This window comes from Lysobacter hankyongensis (assembly GCF_039543145.1).
GTDB lineage: Bacteria > Pseudomonadota > Gammaproteobacteria > Xanthomonadales > Xanthomonadaceae > Lysobacter_I > Lysobacter_I hankyongensis.
Genome location: NZ_BAABJE010000002.1, coordinates 418343 through 435735 on the forward strand (window position 1 = coordinate 418343; position 17393 = coordinate 435735).

Annotated in this window: 19 protein-coding genes; 8 read left to right on the forward strand and 11 right to left on the reverse strand. The window is 68.6% G+C overall.

The features are described from left to right. The first annotated feature begins 60 nt into the window (after positions 1-60). Positions 61-1080: a metal-dependent hydrolase gene (locus tag ABD974_RS05655; protein ID WP_345302320.1), complete on the forward strand. Its 1020-nt coding sequence runs from the start codon at positions 61-63 to the stop codon at positions 1078-1080. A gap of 135 nt (positions 1081-1215) precedes the next feature. Here the strand turns inward: ABD974_RS05655 and ABD974_RS05660 are convergent, their stop codons facing one another. The 7 genes from ABD974_RS05660 to ABD974_RS05690 all read right to left on the reverse strand — a co-directional run bounded on the left by ABD974_RS05660 (position 1216) and on the right by ABD974_RS05690 (position 7655). After that, positions 1216-2040 (reverse strand): class I SAM-dependent methyltransferase, encoded by an 825-nt coding sequence (locus ABD974_RS05660; protein ID WP_345302321.1) that lies wholly within the window; start codon positions 2038-2040, stop codon positions 1216-1218. Then, positions 2037-2399: a hypothetical protein gene (locus ABD974_RS05665; protein ID WP_345302322.1), complete on the reverse strand. Its 363-nt coding sequence runs from the start codon at positions 2397-2399 to the stop codon at positions 2037-2039. The genes ABD974_RS05660 and ABD974_RS05665 overlap by 4 nt, the downstream gene beginning before the upstream one ends. A gap of 25 nt (positions 2400-2424) precedes the next feature. Then, positions 2425-3423 (reverse strand): tRNA dihydrouridine synthase DusB, encoded by a 999-nt coding sequence (gene dusB, locus ABD974_RS05670; RefSeq protein ID WP_345302323.1) that lies wholly within the window; start codon positions 3421-3423, stop codon positions 2425-2427. A 72-nt stretch (positions 3424-3495) separates the two neighbouring features. Further along, complete coding sequence (locus tag ABD974_RS05675; protein ID WP_345302324.1) at positions 3496-3834, reverse strand: YegP family protein; 339 nt, start codon at positions 3832-3834, stop codon at positions 3496-3498. 84 nt (positions 3835-3918) lie between these two features. Continuing rightward, on the reverse strand, positions 3919-4902 hold the full coding sequence (locus ABD974_RS05680; protein ID WP_345302325.1) for a ribokinase: 984 nt from the start codon (positions 4900-4902) through the stop codon (positions 3919-3921). Positions 4903-5072: 170 nt separating this feature from the next. Next, positions 5073-6410 carry a NupC/NupG family nucleoside CNT transporter gene (locus ABD974_RS05685; RefSeq protein WP_345302326.1) on the reverse strand — a complete coding sequence of 446 codons (1338 nt, stop codon included), beginning with the start codon at positions 6408-6410 and terminating at the stop codon, positions 5073-5075. Between the two features lie 99 nt (positions 6411-6509). Further along, complete coding sequence (locus tag ABD974_RS05690) at positions 6510-7655, reverse strand: GGDEF domain-containing protein (RefSeq protein WP_345302327.1); 1146 nt, start codon at positions 7653-7655, stop codon at positions 6510-6512. Positions 7656-7775: 120 nt separating this feature from the next. Between ABD974_RS05690 and ABD974_RS05695 the strand changes: the two genes are divergently transcribed. After that, positions 7776-9224, forward strand: a complete 1449-nt coding sequence (locus ABD974_RS05695; protein ID WP_345302328.1) for a Ca2+-dependent phosphoinositide-specific phospholipase C — start codon at positions 7776-7778, stop codon at positions 9222-9224. A gap of 56 nt (positions 9225-9280) precedes the next feature. Here ABD974_RS05695 and ABD974_RS05700 read toward each other — a convergent pair whose 3' ends face one another. Continuing rightward, the gene (locus tag ABD974_RS05700; protein WP_345302329.1) at positions 9281-9919 is read right to left on the reverse strand and encodes a TMEM165/GDT1 family protein; all 639 of its coding nucleotides are present in this window, start codon (positions 9917-9919) and stop codon (positions 9281-9283) included. A 295-nt stretch (positions 9920-10214) separates the two neighbouring features. Here ABD974_RS05700 and ABD974_RS05705 point away from each other — a divergent pair, with 295 nt between their 5' ends. From ABD974_RS05705 to ABD974_RS05715, 3 genes are all read left to right on the forward strand, one after another. After that, positions 10215-11186: an aldo/keto reductase gene (locus tag ABD974_RS05705; RefSeq protein ID WP_345302330.1), complete on the forward strand. Its 972-nt coding sequence runs from the start codon at positions 10215-10217 to the stop codon at positions 11184-11186. Between the two features lie 72 nt (positions 11187-11258). After that, positions 11259-11462, forward strand: a complete 204-nt coding sequence (hemP, locus tag ABD974_RS19500; RefSeq protein WP_425562631.1) for a hemin uptake protein HemP — start codon at positions 11259-11261, stop codon at positions 11460-11462. A gap of 98 nt (positions 11463-11560) precedes the next feature. Continuing rightward, entirely contained in the window at positions 11561-12112 is a 552-nt protein-coding gene (locus tag ABD974_RS05715; RefSeq protein WP_345302331.1) for a Hemin transport protein, read from the forward strand. A gap of 91 nt (positions 12113-12203) precedes the next feature. On the opposite strand, the gene ABD974_RS05720 is transcribed toward ABD974_RS05715, so the two are convergent. From ABD974_RS05720 to ABD974_RS05730, 3 genes are read right to left on the reverse strand one after another with little or no spacing between them, the layout of a single operon-like run. Beyond that, complete coding sequence (locus tag ABD974_RS05720) at positions 12204-13601, reverse strand: PDZ domain-containing protein (RefSeq protein ID WP_345302332.1); 1398 nt, start codon at positions 13599-13601, stop codon at positions 12204-12206. A 49-nt stretch (positions 13602-13650) separates the two neighbouring features. Then, positions 13651-14448 (reverse strand): hypothetical protein, encoded by a 798-nt coding sequence (locus tag ABD974_RS05725; protein WP_345302333.1) that lies wholly within the window; start codon positions 14446-14448, stop codon positions 13651-13653. Next, positions 14441-15046 carry an RNA polymerase sigma factor gene (locus tag ABD974_RS05730; protein WP_345302334.1) on the reverse strand — a complete coding sequence of 202 codons (606 nt, stop codon included), beginning with the start codon at positions 15044-15046 and terminating at the stop codon, positions 14441-14443. Before ABD974_RS05730 ends, ABD974_RS05725 begins: the two co-directional genes overlap by 8 nt. A gap of 137 nt (positions 15047-15183) precedes the next feature. Here ABD974_RS05730 and ABD974_RS05735 point away from each other — a divergent pair, with 137 nt between their 5' ends. The 3 genes from ABD974_RS05735 to ABD974_RS05745 are packed head-to-tail and all read left to right on the forward strand — an operon-like array spanning position 15184 to position 17317. Beyond that, positions 15184-16134 (forward strand): SPFH domain-containing protein, encoded by a 951-nt coding sequence (locus tag ABD974_RS05735; protein WP_345302335.1) that lies wholly within the window; start codon positions 15184-15186, stop codon positions 16132-16134. A 15-nt stretch (positions 16135-16149) separates the two neighbouring features. Further along, on the forward strand, positions 16150-16587 hold the full coding sequence (locus ABD974_RS05740; RefSeq protein ID WP_345302384.1) for an NfeD family protein: 438 nt from the start codon (positions 16150-16152) through the stop codon (positions 16585-16587). A 58-nt stretch (positions 16588-16645) separates the two neighbouring features. Then, a complete protein-coding gene (locus ABD974_RS05745; protein WP_345302336.1) occupies positions 16646-17317 on the forward strand; it encodes a hypothetical protein in 672 nt (223 codons plus the stop codon). Positions 17318-17393 lie beyond the last annotated feature (76 nt).

The following is a 17393-nucleotide window of genomic DNA, read 5'->3' on the forward strand; positions in this document are numbered from 1 at the left end:
CGCGCCGGGGCATGGCTTCCGGCACCGTGCGCGCGGTATCGGCTTGCGTAGCATCCGCCGATGGATTCCCTCAGCCAGATCGTTCTCGGCGGCGCGCTCGCCGCCGCCATCGCACCGCCCGGCCATCGCCGCGCCGCGCTGCTCGCGGGCGCGGCCCTCGGCACGCTGCCGGATCTCGATGCCCTGGTCATCCCGCTGCTCGGCGGCGACGCCGTCGACCAGATGACCCTGCATCGCAGTCTCAGCCATTCGCTGTTCGTGCTGCCGTGGATCGGCGCATTGCTCTGGTGGTGGTTCCGCCGTCGCGGCGGGCGGGTGGCGCAGTCGCCGGTGCGCTGGTTCTGGGCGATGCAACTGGCGCTGATCACGCATCCGCTGCTCGACGCCTTCACCGTGTACGGCACCCAGTTGTGGTGGCCGCTGGCGCCGCCGCCGACGATGTGGTCCAGCGTCTTCATCATCGACCCGCTGTACACGCTGTGGCTGCTGGCCGCGTGCATCGTCGCGTGGGTCGCGCGCGAACGGATCGTCGCGCAGCGCGCGCTGGTCGCGGGGCTGGTCCTGAGCACGGCGTATCTGGGCTGGTCGCTGGCGGCCAAATCCATGGTCGATCGCGCCGCCGACGAAGCGCTGGCGGCGATGGGCCTGCAGGACGCACCGCGCTTCAGCGTGCCGATGCCGTTCAACACGCTGCTGTGGCGCGTGGTGGCGATGACCCCGGAGGGCTACGCCGAGGGCGAGCGCTCGCTGGTCGCCGACCGCGGGCCGATGCGGTTCCGTCGCCACCCGTCGGACATCGCCGCGCTGCAGGCCGTGTCGGGCTTCGCGAAGGTCGAGCGCCTGCGCTGGTTCAATCACGGCTTCATGAAGGCCCAGGAACGCGACGGACGGCTGGTCCTCAGCGATCTGCGCATGGGCGCGGAGCCCGACTACATCTTCAATTTCGTCGTCGCCCGCCGCAACAGCCCCACGTGGCGCGAGATTCCGGTGGAACAGCTCGACTGGCCGTGGAACGCGGCGGAACGACAGGGCGCGATGTGGGAGCGGATCTGGGTCGATCCCCCCGACCCCGCGCGCTAGAGCGGGCTGTAGAGCGGGCTTCTGCCCGCTGCACTTGCCGCACGGAAAGGCAGCGGCCTGAAGGCCGCTCTACCGTTGGATGCAGCGGTCTGGTTTTCAACAGTCGAATGACTGGTCAGCCCGCTCTACCGGGGATCAATACACCACCGCCCGCGCCTGCACGAACGAATAGAAGAACACCGCGTCCGGATCGTTCTGCACATCGCGCATTTCGCGGCGCATGCCGTCGACGACTTCGGTGGTGACGCAGCCGGCGGCGATCAACTGATCGGCGGCCGACAGCAGCAGTTCCTCCCAGAATGCGATCATGGTCTTGCGCCGCGCCGGCTCGCGGTTGTCGAAGTGGAAGGTCTTGATCTCGGTGGTGACGTCGCGGAAACCGCCCGCCAGCAGCAGGTTGCCGAGCTTGGCGCCGACGAACGGATCGCCGCCGCTTTCGTGCTGGAAATCGTTGAACGCCATCCAGTATTTCCACACGTTCGGCGAATACGGATCGAGCAGGAACGAGGCGTTCATCACCTCGGTGATGTAGACCGGCGCGCCGGGCGACAGCACGCGGCGCACCTCGTTGAGCACCCGCGCCGGCGAAGGCACGTGTTCCAGCACCCAGCACAGGAACGCGGCGTCGAAGCTGCGGGCCTCGAACGGCAGATCGGTGGCGTCGGCCTGCTGCAGGGTGTAGCGGCCTTTGAGCCATGGCATGCCGCCGAGATTCTCCTTCGCCGCCGCCAGCTGCGCCTCGTTGAGATCGACGCAGGTCGCGTGCAGCTCCGGAAAGCGCCGCAGCAGGATCTCGGTCTGCGCGCCGACCCCGCTGCCGACTTCCAGCAATCGCTTCGCGCCGGTGTAATCGATGTTGCGGAAGATCGTCGATTCGGCGATCCGCGCCTGCTTCACCAGCCGCGCCTGTTCGGTGCTGGAGAAGCCGTGGAGGTAAGTTCCAGTCGATGGTTCGTTCATGAAGTGCGCTCCGCGATTTCGTAACAAGCCTCTTCCCAATCAAGCAGATTCGGGTAGCGGCCGGGATCCGGAAAACCCACTGGAAATCTGCCGCCAGTCGATCTGTCTAAATCGCAATCCTTGAGCATTGCGACGAGTTCGGCATATTCGATATCCGCTTCTTCGGCGTTCTGCAGGGAGTGGAGGCGATCCAGCACGATTTCCAGTCTCACGAACGTCAGAAAGCAGACGCTATCGCGGATGAGGTTGCGCTCATCGTCGTGAAGTGGCCTGTCCCACAGGTGAGAGAATCCTGCGCATATCTCTTGCGAAAATACGCGATGCAGATCAAGTCGACGCTTGAATTCCGTGAGGTCCATGTGGGTGTTATTCAATCCCCAAGTTTCACGCCGCTGCGCATAGATCAGGCGCCACGCCGGCGATCAGCGCATCGAAATAATCGCCGGTGAGTCGCCGTTGTTCCTCTGCGGTTGCGGCGCGGTTGACCACGGCGCGGAAGGTTTCGTTCTCCGGCCGATCCTTCGCGTACCAGCCCAGGTGCTTGCGCGCGATGCGCACGCCCTGCGGTTCGCCGTAGAAATTGTGGAGATGGTCGAGGTGGCCGAGCAGGAGGTCGCGCACTTCGGTCAGCGTCGGCGGCGGCAGGGTGTCGCCGGTGGCGAGGAAATGCGCGACTTCGCGGAAGATCCACGGCCGGCCCTGCGCGGCGCGGCCGATCATCACCGCGTCGCAGCCGGTGACGTCGAGCACGTGCTTCGCCTTCCGCGGCGAATCGATGTCGCCGTTGGCGATCACCGGAATCTTCAGCCGCGACTTGATGTCGGCGATGGTCTCGTACTCCGCCACGCCGGTGTACTGCTGGTCGCGGGTGCGGCCGTGGATGGTGAGCGCGGCGATGCCGCAGTCCTCGGCGATGCGGGCGATGGCCGGCGCGTTGCGCGCGTCGGCGGCCCAGCCGGTGCGGATCTTCAGCGTGACCGGCACGTCGACGGCCTGCACCATCGCGGTGAGGATCCGGGCCACCAGCGCTTCGTCGCGCATCAGCGCCGAACCGGCCCAAGCGTTGCAGACCTTCTTCGCCGGGCAGCCCATGTTGATGTCGACGATCTGCGCGCCATGGTCGACGTTGTAGCGCGCGGCCTCGGCCATGACGCCCGGCTCGGTCCCGGCGATCTGCACGCTGATCGGCGCGGGTTCGCCGTCGTGGTCCATGCGCTGCAGGGATTTGCGCGTGCGCCAGAAGCGCGGATCGGAGATGGTCATTTCCGACACCGCCAGGCCCGCGCCCAGCCGCTTGCACAGCTGCCGGAACGGTTTGTCGGTGACCCCGGCCATCGGGGCCAGGATCACGCGCGGAGCGATGGTGTGCGGGCCGATCTGCATCGGCGCATTGTAAGGTCGATGCGAGGCCCGGCGCGCGAAGCCGGTGGAGGCCGGGCTTCGCGATGCGGCCGGTTATTTTGCAGGCAGCGGCTGGACCTTGGCGGACGGTGCGTTGGTCATCACCGAACGGATGCCCTTGTCGCGCGAGGCTGCGCTCTTGTACATCTCGCTTTTGCCGATGGATTCGCCGTTCTTCGCCATCAGCGAGAAATACGGACTGCCGTCCTTCGCGATCTTCCTGTCGAAATTCGCTTCGGACGCCGAATGCCGGCGGACCGACTCGATGCCGTTCTCGCAGCCGTCCAGGGAGCTGTAGCCCTCGCTGGTCAGGATCACCTGGCCGTTGCCGGCTTTGAGGTTGAACTGGAATTCGCCGTTCTTGCGCTTGCTGATCTCGAACTTGCCGGCCATGCGAACCTCCTTGGTGGATGGTGGATCGAGATTAACAACGGCCGGCGGCGAAAACAGCGGCCGGACCGGCCTTCCGATCAGCGGTCAGGCCGGAAACCGCACCGCCAGTTGTTCGCGGGTCGGCATGCTCGCGGCGGCGCCGGGGCGCTCGGTGGAGAGCGCGGCGTAACGATGCGCCTCGCGCAGATGGGTGGCGAAGGGTGCGCCCGGACGCAGCGCCAGGGCCGCGGCCAGCGCACCGTTGAAGGCGTCGCCGGCGCCGGTGGTGTCCACCGCGGTCGCCGGTTCGGCCGGAAGCCGATACCACGCGGTGTCGTCGCCGCGCAGGCTGCCGTCGGCGTGCGAGACGAAACAGCCGGCGGCGCCCAGCGTCACCACCACGGTGCCGCCGGGCAGCAGGTCGCGGCACAGCGCGTGCAGGCGCGGCGAATCGAGGCTGGCGATGGCCTCGCCGTCGATGCGTTCGCCGAGATGGCGGGCGAACAGCGCGGCGCATTCGGTTTCGTTCGGGGTGAGGATGTCGGCCAGCGCCAGCAGTTCGCGCGGCACGGCGACGTTCGCCGGGGCCGGGTTGAGCATCGCGATCCGCCCGGATTCGCGCGCCAGACGCAGGGCGGCGGCGATCGCCTCCAGCGGCGATTCCAGCTGCACCAGGGTCGCGGTGGCGCCGGCGATCGCGGCCGCATGACCTTCGACGAAGTCCGCCGACAGCACGGCATTGGCGCCGGGGCCCACGACAATGCTGTTGCGGCCTTGGGCGTCGACGAAGATGCCGGCGCTGCCGGTCGGTACCGGGGCCGGCTGGTCGCGCAGATCGATGCCGTCCGCGGTCGCGAGGCTGCGCGCGTGATGGCCGCCGAGGTCGTCGCCCAGCGCGCAGACGAAGGCGGTGGCCGCGCCGCTGCGGGCGCAGGCGGTGGCCTGGTTGAAACCCTTGCCGCCGGGCCCGCTGGCGTATTCGCCGCTGTGGGTGGCGCCGGGCGGCGGCAGCGCGTCGCTGCGCCAGACGTGGTCGACGTTGAAGGAACCGACGACGACGACGTCGGGCGAGGCGGAAGGCTTGGACATGTTCGGGGGACTCTGAAAAAGACACCTCCGGATCGCTCCGGAGGTGTCGTGAGGTGCAGGTGCTTCAGGTATGGAACAAGCAGGTATGGAGCAGGCAGGAATGGAGCGGGCAGGTATGGAACAGGGGCTTTCCTGTCGACGGGCGCCGGCGGGGGCCGGCCCCATCCCTGTCAACGCAGATGGATCAGCACACCGGCAATGGTCGCGGTCATCAGGGTGGCGATGGAGCCGCCGAGCACCGCGCGCATGCCGAACCGGGCCAGATCGCCGCGGCGTTCCGGGGCCAGGCCACCGATGCCGCCGATCTGGATCGCGATCGAGGCGAAGTTGGCGAAGCCGCACAGCGCATAGGTCAGGATCAGGCGCGAGTTCTCGCTGATCGCGCCCGGGCCGGTGCCGACCGGGGTCTGCGACAGCTGCAGGTAGGCGATGAACTCGTTCAGCACCACCTTCTGGCCGATCAGGCCGCCGGCGATGACCGCGTCGTTCCATTCGATGCCGATCACCCAGGCGATCGGCGCCAGCACGTAGCCGAGGATCAGGCCCAGGTTGAGCTTGACCGTCTGCGCCTCGCCCATGGCGCCGTCGTTGAGCATCATGTTGAGGCTCTGGTAGCCCGGGATGTGCCAGTCGCCGACCCAGCCGATGATGAAGTTGATCATCGCGATCAGGGCGACGAACGCCAGCAGCATCGCGGCGATGTTGATCGCCAGCTTCATGCCGTCGGAGGCGCCGGCGGCCGCGGCGTCGATGATGTTCTTGCTTTCCTTTTCCACGTGCAGCGCGACCTTGCCGCCGGTGAGCGGCGTGCCGGTCTCGGGGATCAGGATCTTGGCGATCAGCAGGGTGGCCGGCGCGGCCATGATCGACGCGGCCAGGAAGTGCTTGGCGTACATCTGCTGCTGCAGCACGTCGGTGCCGGCAAGCATGCCGATGTAGACCGCCATCACGCCGCCGGCGATGTGCGCCATGCCGCCGATCATCATCGTCAGCAGTTCGGATTCGGTCATGCGGTTGATGTACGGGCGCACGGTCAGCGGCGCCTCGGTCTGGCCGATGAACACGCTGGCGCAGACGCTGGTGGTTTCGGCGCCGGACACCTTCATCACCTTGGTGATGGCCAGCGCCATCATCTTGACGATCCACTGCATCACGCCGAGGTGATAGAGCACGGCCATGAACGAGGCGAAGAAGATCACCGTCGGGAGCGCGTGGAAGATGAAGATGAAGCCGTACTTGTCCTGGTCGGCGAAGCCGCCGAGGATCATCTTCGAGCCTTCGTTGGTGAAGCTGATCAGCTTGACGAACACCGAGCCCAGGCCTTCGAAGATCGCGCTGCCCCAGCCGGTCATCAGCACGAAGGCCGCGAACGCGATCTGCAGGCCGACGCCGGTGGCGACCAGCTTCCAGTCCACCGCTTTCTTGTTGTTCGAGAAGGCCCACGCGATGCCGATCAGCACCGCCAGACCGAACAGGCCGAAGCCGATCCGCATCAACGCATCCATCATTTCTTCCCCTACGGCCACAGGCCAAACCCCGGCAGGGTAGGCCAGCGGGGCGGGACGGGGCAACTGTCCGGGAGCCGGTCGCGCGACCGGGTCGGGGGTTCACACGTCCCGCGCGACCACCCGGTTGCAGCCCTCCTGCTTGGCCGCCTGCAGCCGGCGGTCGGCGCTGCGCAGCAGGGACGACACGTCGCCGCCGTCGCTGGGATAGGCCGCCAGCCCGCCGCTGAACGTGATCTGCAGCGGGTCGCCGCCGCGTTCCGGCACGAACGGCCGTTCCGCCATCAGATGGCGCAGGCGGTCCAGGCGCTCCCAGGCGTTGCCGATCGGGCAGCGCAGCAGCAGCACGAATTCCTGGCCGCCGATCCGCACCAGACGCTCCTTCTGGCGCAGGATCTCGCGCATCGATCCGGCGACGTGGCGGATGGCGCGGTCGCCGGCCAGATGGCCGTAGTCGACGTTGATCCGCTTGAAATCGTCCAGGTCGAGCAGGGCCAGGGTCAGCGACTCGCCCTCCTCGCGCACCGTCTCCAGGATCCGCGGCATCCGCTGCACCAGCCAGGCGCGGTTGGGCAGGCCGGTCAGGCCGTCGCTGCCGGAGGATTCGATCAGCCGCTGCATGCGGTAGACCATGGTGGCCGTGAGCAGGGTCATCAGCAGCATCAGCACCAGCCGTTCCACCTGGGCGGCGACCGAGACCGTGCCGTAATCCACCGAGACCAGTTGCTCGGCCGAACCGGCCTGCGCCAGCAGCGCCGCCGTCAGCAGCCCGTATTGCAGCATCGCCATGCCGCCGGCGTAGAAGGTGAGGCGACCGTCGTTGCGCAACGCGGTCATGCCGATCGAGAACAGATAGAAACACCACACCACGATGCTGTTGAACGGCGCCACCGGGTCGCTGAAATGCAGCAGCCCGACCACGAGGGTGGTGGTGGTGACGTCATAGGTGGTGGTGGCGAAGGGCAGCCAGCCGTGGCGGCGGCGCTGATTGGCCAGGGCCAGCCAGATCTGCGCGCAGATGTTGATGAAGATCGAGGCGCCCAGGCCGATCACCAGTTCGGTCGCGCTGCCGGCGCCGCCGCTGACGAGCAGCGCCAGCAGCGGCAGCAGCAGGCTCAGCGCGGACAGCGCCGCGCGCACCCGCGCGACCAGCAGTTCGCCGCCGGCCCCGAGATCGAGCATGACTTCGTCGGGGCGCGAGAACAGCGTCCGCAGCAGATCGCGTTTCCAGTCGCCGGTGATGCTCATGCCGCCCGTGTCCGCCTTCGTCGATGGACCGACAGGATAACGTCGCCGGCCGCGGCGCGTCCTGCACCGCAACATCGCCGTATGATGCGGGTCCGTTCTGTCGATTCATGGAGAGTCTCTATGCATGCCCGGAAGGATCGGAAGCGCCGCTTCGGCGCCGCGCTCGCGTTGTTCGGCGCCCTGGTCGCCTGTGCCACCCCCGTCTTCGCCCAGACCGGTCTGCGCATGGACCAGCTGTACATGCTGCAGCCCCACAACAGCTACGAACACAGCATCCAGCTGACGAACTGGCTCAACGCCGGCTATCGCACGCTCGAACTCGACGTGCAGGATCAGGATGCCTGGTGGACAAATCCGCGCGGACCCTACGTGGCCCACGACGGAGGTCCCACCAACAGCAATTGCCGCGGTACCGCCGACCGCCTGGCCGACTGTCTCGACGACATCATCGCCTGGCAGAACGCGCATCCCGGCGAATTGCCCATCGTGGTCTTCGTCGACATGAAGACGCGCTGGGACAACGCGCTGAGCGCATGGGACGTGTCGAAGATCGATGCGCTCGACAGCTTCGTGTCCTCTTATCTCGGTGCGCGCCAGTATCGCTACAGCGATCTGCGCAACGCGATCGCCGGCGCGCCCGGCGCCACGGCGCGCGAAAAACTCCGGGCGGTCGGCTGGCCGGCGGCCGATGGCCTGCGCGGCCGGATCATCGTCGGCTTCACCGGTGGCCGCATCGCCGCGGTGAATCAGGGCATGGCCGACATGATCGCGCTGCGCGGCGCCGCCACCCGCGCCTTCCTGTGCCCGGATGTCGATGCGCCGGATCCCGGCGAGATCTCCGGCACCGTCGACGGCATGTCCGCCGCTGCGTCCGGGCAGATGCTGTGCGCGAATGTGCAGGCCGGCGATCACTACCAGATCGTCGCCAACCGCTCGGCCGAATACCGGCAGTTGATGCATCTCTGGGGCGCGGCCGGCGACTTCAACAGCACCGGTTTCGAAGCGGTCTACATCGCGATGGCGCACGGCGTCACCGCGGTCGGCATGGACGTGACCCAGTCGCTGTCCGACCCGGGCGTGTTCCTGCCGTCGTGGACGTCGACCATTCCGCTGGTCGGCGTGCGCCGCGGCCTGCCCGGCTACTTCACGCTGAAGCCGATGAGTGCCTCAGGGACCCGTTGCGTCGGCACCCGCAACAACGGCTTCTCCGACGGCTCGCAGCTCGATCAGGAACTGTGCACCGGCGGCAGCGACCAGCAGTTCGTGTACACCGCCGAGGGCCAGTTGCGCCCGCGCGGCAACAACACCCGTTGCATGGACATTTCCGGCGGCAGTGCCGGCAGCGGCAAGGCCATGCATCTGTGGGACTGCGACGGCGGCGATTCGGAGAAATGGTTCCTCACGCCCGATGGTCGCCTGCGCAGTCGGCACAACACCGCCTACTGCGCGACCGTGCCCGGCGGCAGCCTGTCGACCGGACTGCAGCTGCGGACGGAACTCTGTGGCACGTCGCTCTCGCAGCGGTTCGAGTTGATGCCGGTGCCGGACTGGGCGCAGACCTCGTTCTGACGCGTATCACCCGATGCCGGCGGCATGCGGGGCCGGATGGCCCCGCATGTCCGGGCTCAGTCCCGTGCCTGTTGCGCCGCGTTGTGCGCGGTGTCCGCCGGCGGGAGTGCCGTGTCGGCCGGCATGCCGCGCACCGCGACCCACAGTGCGAGCGCGATGAACAATGCGGCGGCGGTCATCCGCGCGGCCTTCAGCGGCAGCTTCGCCGCGAACCGGCTGCCCAGCAGCACCACCGGTACGTTCGCCAGCAGCATGCCCACGGTGGTACCCAGCACCACCGGCCACAGCACCGGCGATTTCGCCGCCAGCACCACGGTGGCGATCTGGGTCTTGTCGCCGATCTCGGCGAGGAAAAACGCGATGGTGGTGGCGATGAAGGCGCCGCGCGCGGGCAGCGATTCGCCATCCTCGTCGATCGTGTCGGGCTTCAGCGTCCACAGACCGATGGCGAGGAAACTGCCGGCGACGATCCAGCGCAGCACATTGGGCGTCAGATGGCTTGCGATCAGCGCGCCGAGCCAGCCGGCGAGCGCGTGATTGAGCACGGTGGCGACGAAGATGCCGGCGATGATCGGCCACGGCCGACGGAAACGCGCCGCGAGGAGCAGGGCCAACAGCTGGGTCTTGTCGCCGATTTCGGCGATGGCGACCGCGAGCGTGGACACGCCGAGGGTGGAAAGCAGGGATACATCCATCTGGAACTCCGGGGCCGGGCTTCGCGGATGTCGCGAAGGCAAACGCCGCGCAGCCCGGCCCGGGTGACGCGACGCCTGCCTTCGGTCTTGCCCGATCCGGAACGTCGAAGCGTTCGTGGACCTCGCGCGCCATGGTCTGCCGACCAAGTGTGTTGACGCGGGACCCGGCGCGGCCGCTGGCGGCGCCGATGGGCTACTCCCCGGAGGAAGAGTGCGCGCATTGTAGCCGCGCCCACCCCGATGAGCGAGCCGCCGCTACACTGACCGACTCCCGACGCCCTTTCCGGATCGCCCCATGCAGTATCGACGTCTCGGTTCCACCGGCCTGCAGGTTTCCGCGCTGTCGTTCGGCGCCTGGATCACGTTCGGACAACAGATCGGCCGCGGCGCGGCGCGCGATCTGATCGCCGCGGCGTGGGACCACGGCATCAATTTCTTCGACAACGCCGAGGGCTACGCCAACGGCGAGGCCGAGCGGGTGATGGGCGACGTGATCGCCGATCTGCGCCTGCCGCGCGACGGCTTCGCGGTGTCGAGCAAGGTGATGTTCGGCTCGGCCGCCGATCCGCGACCGATGCAGAAGGGGCTGTCGCGCAAGCACGTCCGCGACGCCTGCGACGCTGCGCTGAAGCGCCTGCGGGTCGATTATCTCGATCTGTACTTCTGCCATCGCCCGGATCCGGACACCCCGATCGAGGAAACCGTGTGGGCGATGGATGGCCTGATCCGACAGGGCAAGGTGCTGTACTGGGGCACGTCGGAATGGTCGGCCGCGCAGATCCGCGAGGCGGCGAAGATCGCGAAACATCACGGCCTGCATGCGCCGTCGATGGAACAGCCGCAGTACAACCTGCTGCATCGCCAGCGGGTCGAACTCGAATACGCGCCGCTGTACGGCGAACTCGGGCTGGGCACCACCACGTGGTCGCCGTTGGGTTCGGGCCTGCTGACCGGCAAATACAACGCCGGCGTGCCCGACGATGCGCGCCTCGGCCTGGAAGGGCAGGGTTGGCTGCAGCGGATGGTGCTGGGCGACGACAGCACGCGCCGGCTCGAACGCGCGCGCCGGTTCGCCGCGCTCGCCGCCGAACTCGGCCTGCCGCCGGCGCCGCTGGCCATCGCCTGGTGCCTGCGCAATCCGCACGTGTCGACGGTGATCCTCGGCGCCAGCCGGGTCGAACAACTGCTGCAGAACCTCGACGCGCTGGACCTCGCGCAGTCGGTCGAAGATGCGGCCTGGCGCAGGGTTGAAGCGGCGACGGCCTGAGCGAGGCGGAAGGCATCGTCGCGGTTGACATGCAAATAAGAATGATTATCATCTAGGCATGCGTTTCACAGGATGCCGACCATGACGCCCAGCACCGCCGCCGTGTCTCCCGCTGTCGATCGCGCCGATCCGCCGCAGACCGCGACCGAGGCCGCGATGCCCGTGTTCGACAGTGCGCGCCTGCTGCAGGGTGGGCGCGAAGTCCTGATCCGTCATGGCGACGAGTGCTATCGCCTGCGCCACACCCGCAACGACAAGCTCATCCTCACCAAGTAACGCTTCCGCCGCGCGGCCAGAGGCCGCGCGTCCCAGGCACGCGAGCCACCGGTGCACCGGACGCCAGCCGCCTTGTGTTGTTCCGACACGAGACCGCCATGCCTCCGAACACCACCGATGCCGCCATCGCCGCATCCACCTCCCGGTTCCCGTGCACCTTGCCGCCGGCCGCGCAACTCGCGGCACTCGGCAAGGTGCTGTGCGTGCATCGTCCGCACGGTGGCGGCGAACTCGCCGGCTGGACGCAGGCGATGAGTGTCGAATTCCGCGTCGGCATCGACAGCGATGGCTGCTGCGAAGCCCTGTGGTTCCGCGATCACGCCGGCCAGTGCTGCTGGCGTCTGTACCTGCTGCCGGACAGCGATTTTCTCGCCTGGGAACGCCTGCGCCAGCGGGTGCCGTTGATCGAGCCGGTGCGGGACTGCATCGCGCAGCGTCTGTGGCGCCGGCTTTCGGCGCGCATGGCCGGCGAGCGCTGGCAGTGCAGCGTGCTGCGGTTGCATGCGTTGAAGACGAACGGGCCGATGCTGCTCGCGGCCAGCGCCGCGGTGGCGTCTTCGCTGGGTATGGAGGTCGTCCGTCGGGTGGCGCGCATGGAAGGCTTCGATGGCGAGATCGATCTCCATGCGGCAGGGGTGTCGCACGGTTGATCGCGTCGTCGGCGCCGACAGGCGTGCGCGAAACGCGAACGCCCCGCCGGAGCGGGGCGCCTGGCATGCGACCGGCAGGTCGCTGTGTTGATCAGTCGACGCGCGGTGGCGGTGGCGGCGGCAGCGGCGGCGCGGGCGGCATCGGCGGCATGGGCGGCAGCATCGCCGGACCGTTGCCGTCGTCTTCCCAGCGACTGACCTGACCGTCCTTGTCTACCATCACCACGCTGCGGCGGGTGACCACCGCTGCGGCCGGCGCCTGCGCGCCGGCGCCGGCCTTCGGCGCGCCGGGCGGCATCGGCGGTGCGGGCGGCATCGGCGGGAAAGGCATCGCCTTCGGTACCTTGACCTGCGTGGTGCCTGATTTGCGATCGCGCAGATAGTCCACCGCGATCGCGCTGTCGGCCGGCTTGTCGCGCAGCGCGTCCATCACCGCACGCGGCGTGTCGACCGCCTTGCCGTCGACGCGCTGGATCACGTCCCCCGGCTGCAGCGTCCCCAGCGCGGGCCCGGCGCTGAGCACCAGCACGCCCTTGTCGGTGCCGAAATAGCGGCCGAGCTGCGCATCCACCGAGGCCAGATTCAGCCCGTTCCAGCGGAACGCTTCGGCGAGTCGCTGTTGTCCCGCGCAGGCTTCGCCCGGCTTGCAGTCGAAGCGGAAGACCTCCACGCGCGGGACGCCGCCTGCATGCGGGCCGTGCGCTTCGACGCGCTTCATGCACGCCTCGTCGCCCTGCCCGCATTCGATGCGCACGATGCGGCGTTCGATCTGCCCCTGACCATCCGCCGCGTCGTCGTCGAACGCGAAGACGCGCACATCGCCAACGGCGCCCTGCCGCGCGCCGGGCGCGACATCGCCGACGTCGACACCGTCGGCGGTGATTTCGGTGCGGTCGCCGATGCGGCGCACGACCACATTGCCGCCCGGCCGCATCATCTGCCCGTCGCCGGCGAAGACCATGATCCGGTTGTCGAGTTTCGGCGTGATCGAGACTTCGCTTTCGAGCCCGTCGCGGGCGTACACCAGTTTCACCGCGGTCTTGTCGTCGCCGGCCTGCAGCAGTTCGCGCGCCGCATCGACGCGCGCTTCCGGGGTGGCGCCGTGGATGGTCTTGCCGCCGATGCGCACCAGCCGGTCGCCGGTCCGGATGCCTGCACCCGCGGCCGCGCCGTCGGGGGTGACGCCCGCGATGCGCACGCCGCCCTGCGGATCCGGCGCGAGTACCACGCCGATCACCGGTTTGCGGCCGATGCGCTGCATGATCACTTCGCAGCCGCCGCGGTCGATGTTGTCGGCGCAGAAGCGCTCCCAGCCGGGCTGGAACTTCGGGTCGACGGGGCGACGCGCATCGTCCAGGGCCCGCTGGCCATCGGTGACCGAGCCGCGGCCGTTGCGCGTGTCGACGGAAGGATCCTGCGCGGACGCGCAGGAGGCGCACAGCGCGAGGAACAGCGCGGTGCGGGCGGTGGAGCGGGAAATGGATCGCATGGTGGACCTCATCGTCTGGGAATCGTGGAAACGGAACATCGACGGAACCTCAATCGACGCTGACCAGCGCGCCTTCGTAACGTCGGCCTTCGGCCGAGAGCAGGCGCTGGTGCGCTTCGAAACTGCTGGCGTCCTGCAGCGTGTCGACCCGCGCGCGCCACAGCGTCCGCTGTTCGGCCGGATCCAGACCCGGTTCGGCGAGGCGCGCGTCGATCAGCGCGAGTTCGGCATCGAAACCGCCCGCCAGCGCCGCCGCGGGGCCGCTTTCCACGCGGGTGTCGCGGGTCATCGACAGCAGGGTTTCGAGCTGCGCGGAAGCTGAATAGAGCGATTCCAGCGTCTCTTCGTCGGCAGGCGCCTGCGTGGCGGCCGGGACGGCAGCGGCGGCAGCGATGGCGACCTTCGTCGTCCGCGGACGCGCGCTGCGGGCTCGCGGCGGGGGCGCGACCGATGCGGCGATCGCGACACGCGCCGCGGAAGGCGAGGGTGGCGAAGCGGTGTCGACGGTCGGCAGCGGCGCAATCGTGGTCGCATCGACGGTGGGATGTGTGGTGGACGACGCGGCGGCAGTGGCGGGTGCGGGCAGTTCAGCCGAGCGATCCAGTGTCCGCCAGGCGAACGGCAGGACGGCGAGCGCGCACAGTCCGGCGGCGATCGCCAGCCAGGTGCGTGTCGGCCAGCGCTGCGTACCGGGTGCGCCGGTGTGCGGACGCGCGATGGCGCGTGCATCGAGCTGCGCTTCGATCTGCGGCCAGCGCGATGTCGGCGGCGCTTCCTGCGGCAATGCGGCGAGCCATTCGCCCCATGCGGGCGGTGGCGACGGGGGTGGACGGGATGCGTCAGCCATGGACGGCCTCGCGAACGGCGATGGGCGTGGGATCGAGCAACTCGCGCAGGCGACGGCCGCCGCGTGCGAGCTGGGATTTCGAGAAGCTCGGCGTGCGCTGCATCAGCGCCGCGATCTCTTCGTGGGTATAGCCTTCGGCGTGGTACAGCCAGAGCACGGTGCGGGTGTTCGCCGGCAACGCCTCCAGCGCCCGCTGCAGGCGCGCCGCATCGGCGGCGGCGGGCGGCGGTGGGGTGCGGTCGTCGACCGGGTCGAGATCGTCGAGGCCGTCGCCGTCCTCGTCGGCACGGCGACGACGGCGCAGCGCCATCAGCGCCTCGTTCACCGCGATCTGCCGCAGCCAGCCCCAGAACGGACTGGCGGCGCCGTCGATGCGCCCGCCGCGGAATTCGCCGATCCGGTCGAACACCTTGAGCATGGTGTCCTGCAGCACGTCCGCGGCCTGCTCGCGCTCGCCGCAGATCCGCAGTGCCAGGGTGAACACCGGGCGCTCGAACCAGCGGTACACCTGCTCGAACGCCGTGCGTTCGCCCGCGCGCAGCCGCACGAGCAGCGCGTCGGGCACATCGATGGCGAAGCTGGAGGCCGGCGGGGTCATCTCATGGTCTGGATGCGCCAGGGCGCGAAAGCGTCGCAGGCCCTGGCGGTTGCGCGTCCCGCCCGGAGATCGGGGATGGCATGCGCGCGCCGACGCCCGCGGCCTATACTGACCCCATTCCACAGGGAGGGTTCCAGATGGCCGGTCCGTTCATCGGTTTCGTGCTTGTCGTCGTCGGCGTCATCATCTTCTTCAAGGCCGTGCGCATGGTGCCGCAGGGCTACGAATGGACCGTCGAACGGTTCGGCAAGTACACCCGCACCCTCTCGCCGGGTCTGCACTTCCTGATTCCGATCTTTTACGGCGTGGGCCGCAAGATCAACATGATGGAACAGGTGATGGACGTCCCCAGCCAGGACGTGATCACCAAGGACAACGCGGTGGTCAAGGTCGACGGCGTGGTCTACTTCCAGGTGCTCGACGCCGCGAAGGCCGCCTATGAGGTCGCCCAGCTCGAAGTGGCCATCCTCAACCTGGTGATGACCAACATCCGAACCGCCATCGGTTCGATGGACCTCGACGAGTCGCTGTCCAAGCGCGACGAGATCAACAGCCGCGTGCTGGCCGCGGTGGACCATGCGACCCATCCCTGGGGCCTGAAGGTCAACCGCATCGAATTGAAGGACATCCAGCCGCCGCGCGACCTGATCGCCTCGATGCAGCAGCAGAAGATGGCCGAGCAGAACAAGCGCGCCGCGGTGCTGGAAGCCGAGGGCGTACGCCAGTCCGCGATCCTGCGCGCCGAGGGCGAGAAGCAGGCCTCGGTGCTGGAAGCCGAGGGTCGGCGCGAAGCCTCGTTCCGCGACGCCGAGGCGCGCGAGCGCCTGGCCGAGGCCGAGGCCAAGGCGACGCAGATGGTGTCCGACGCGATCGCCAACGGCAACGTCAACGCCATCAACTACTTCATCGCGCAGAAGTACATCGAGGCCTTCAAGGCCCTGGCCGAAGCGCCGAACCAGAAATTCATCATGATGCCGATGGAATCCAGCGGCATCCTCGGCTCGCTCGCCGGCATCACCGAACTGGCGAAGGAAGCGCTGAGCCATCAGCAGGCCGGCAAGCCGCCGGTCATGCCGCGCAAGGACTGAGTCATGGACTTCGAGCTGCGCTGGGACGTCTCCGCGTGGGCGATCGTCGCCCTGCTGCTGTTCGGGATGGAGGTGCTCGCGCCGGGCGCCTTCATGCTCTGGCTGGCCTTCGCGGCGAGTGCGGTGATGGTGATCGTCTGGCTGGTGCCGGGTCTGTCGTTCCTGCTCCAGGCGGTGTTGTTCGTCGGGCTCGGCTTCGTCTCGATCCTGATCTATCGCAAATGGTTCCGCGGCAACGACGACGTGGTCACCGATCAGCCCGCGCTCAACCGGCGCGCCGCGCAGTTGATCGGCCGCGTGGTCCCGCTGGAGCGCGCGATCGAGCGCGGCACGGGGCGCGTGCAGATCGCCGATGCCTACTGGGAAGTCCGCGGCCCCGATCTACCGACTGGCGCCAGCGTGCGCATCGTCGGTGCCGACGGCATGACCCTGAACGTCGAAGCGGTGGAATGAGCGCGCTCCTGCGCGGACTGCCGTCGACGCCATGAACCTCCACCACGGGAACGAACCGATGTCCGATACCGCCCGCGTTTTCCTGGCCGAACGGTCCGCGCTGCGTCGCGCACCCATCGCCGCTGTTCTCGTCGCCCTCGCCGCCCTGTCGGCCTGCAGCGACGACGCTGCGACCGTGACGACGCCGGCCGCCGAGCCTGTCGCATCCGCGCCTGCGGCATCGGCGCCCGCGACATCGCCCGCCGCATCCGGCGTTCCGCAGGCCGCTTCCACGGATGCAGGCGCCGCCGCGCTCATCGGCACCACCGTGCCGCCGTACCCGGACGGTCTCGACGAGATCGCCGGCAGTTGCGTCCCCGCCGGCGACGGCTCGGTGCGCATCTGCGACTACAGCCTCGCGATGGTCGGCACGCCCGCCGCCGATGGCGGCGCGGCGATGGTCCGCTATCTGCTCGCATCGCGCAGGGAGAATCCTGATGCCGACAAGCCGGCCTGGAAAGTGCTGGACGCGATCGATGCGCCGACGGTCGAGCCGCGCTACGAATTGCAGTTGGGGGCGTGTCGTCTGCACGATCGCGACGATCCCGGTCTGATCGCGGTCGTGCGTCATGGCGACGGCGAACGTTCCGCGGATGTGCGCTGGGCGCGCCGTTTCGATGCGGCCGCGGGCAAGCTCGTCGAGGTCGAGGCCGCGCGCGTGGTCTGCATCAATCCCGGGGCAGGCGTCTGATCCGCGCCGCCGCCGGCGCACCATGCGCCGGCGTGCGGTAAGAAAACGTCATGACCGCAGGCGCGCAGGCCGCGCG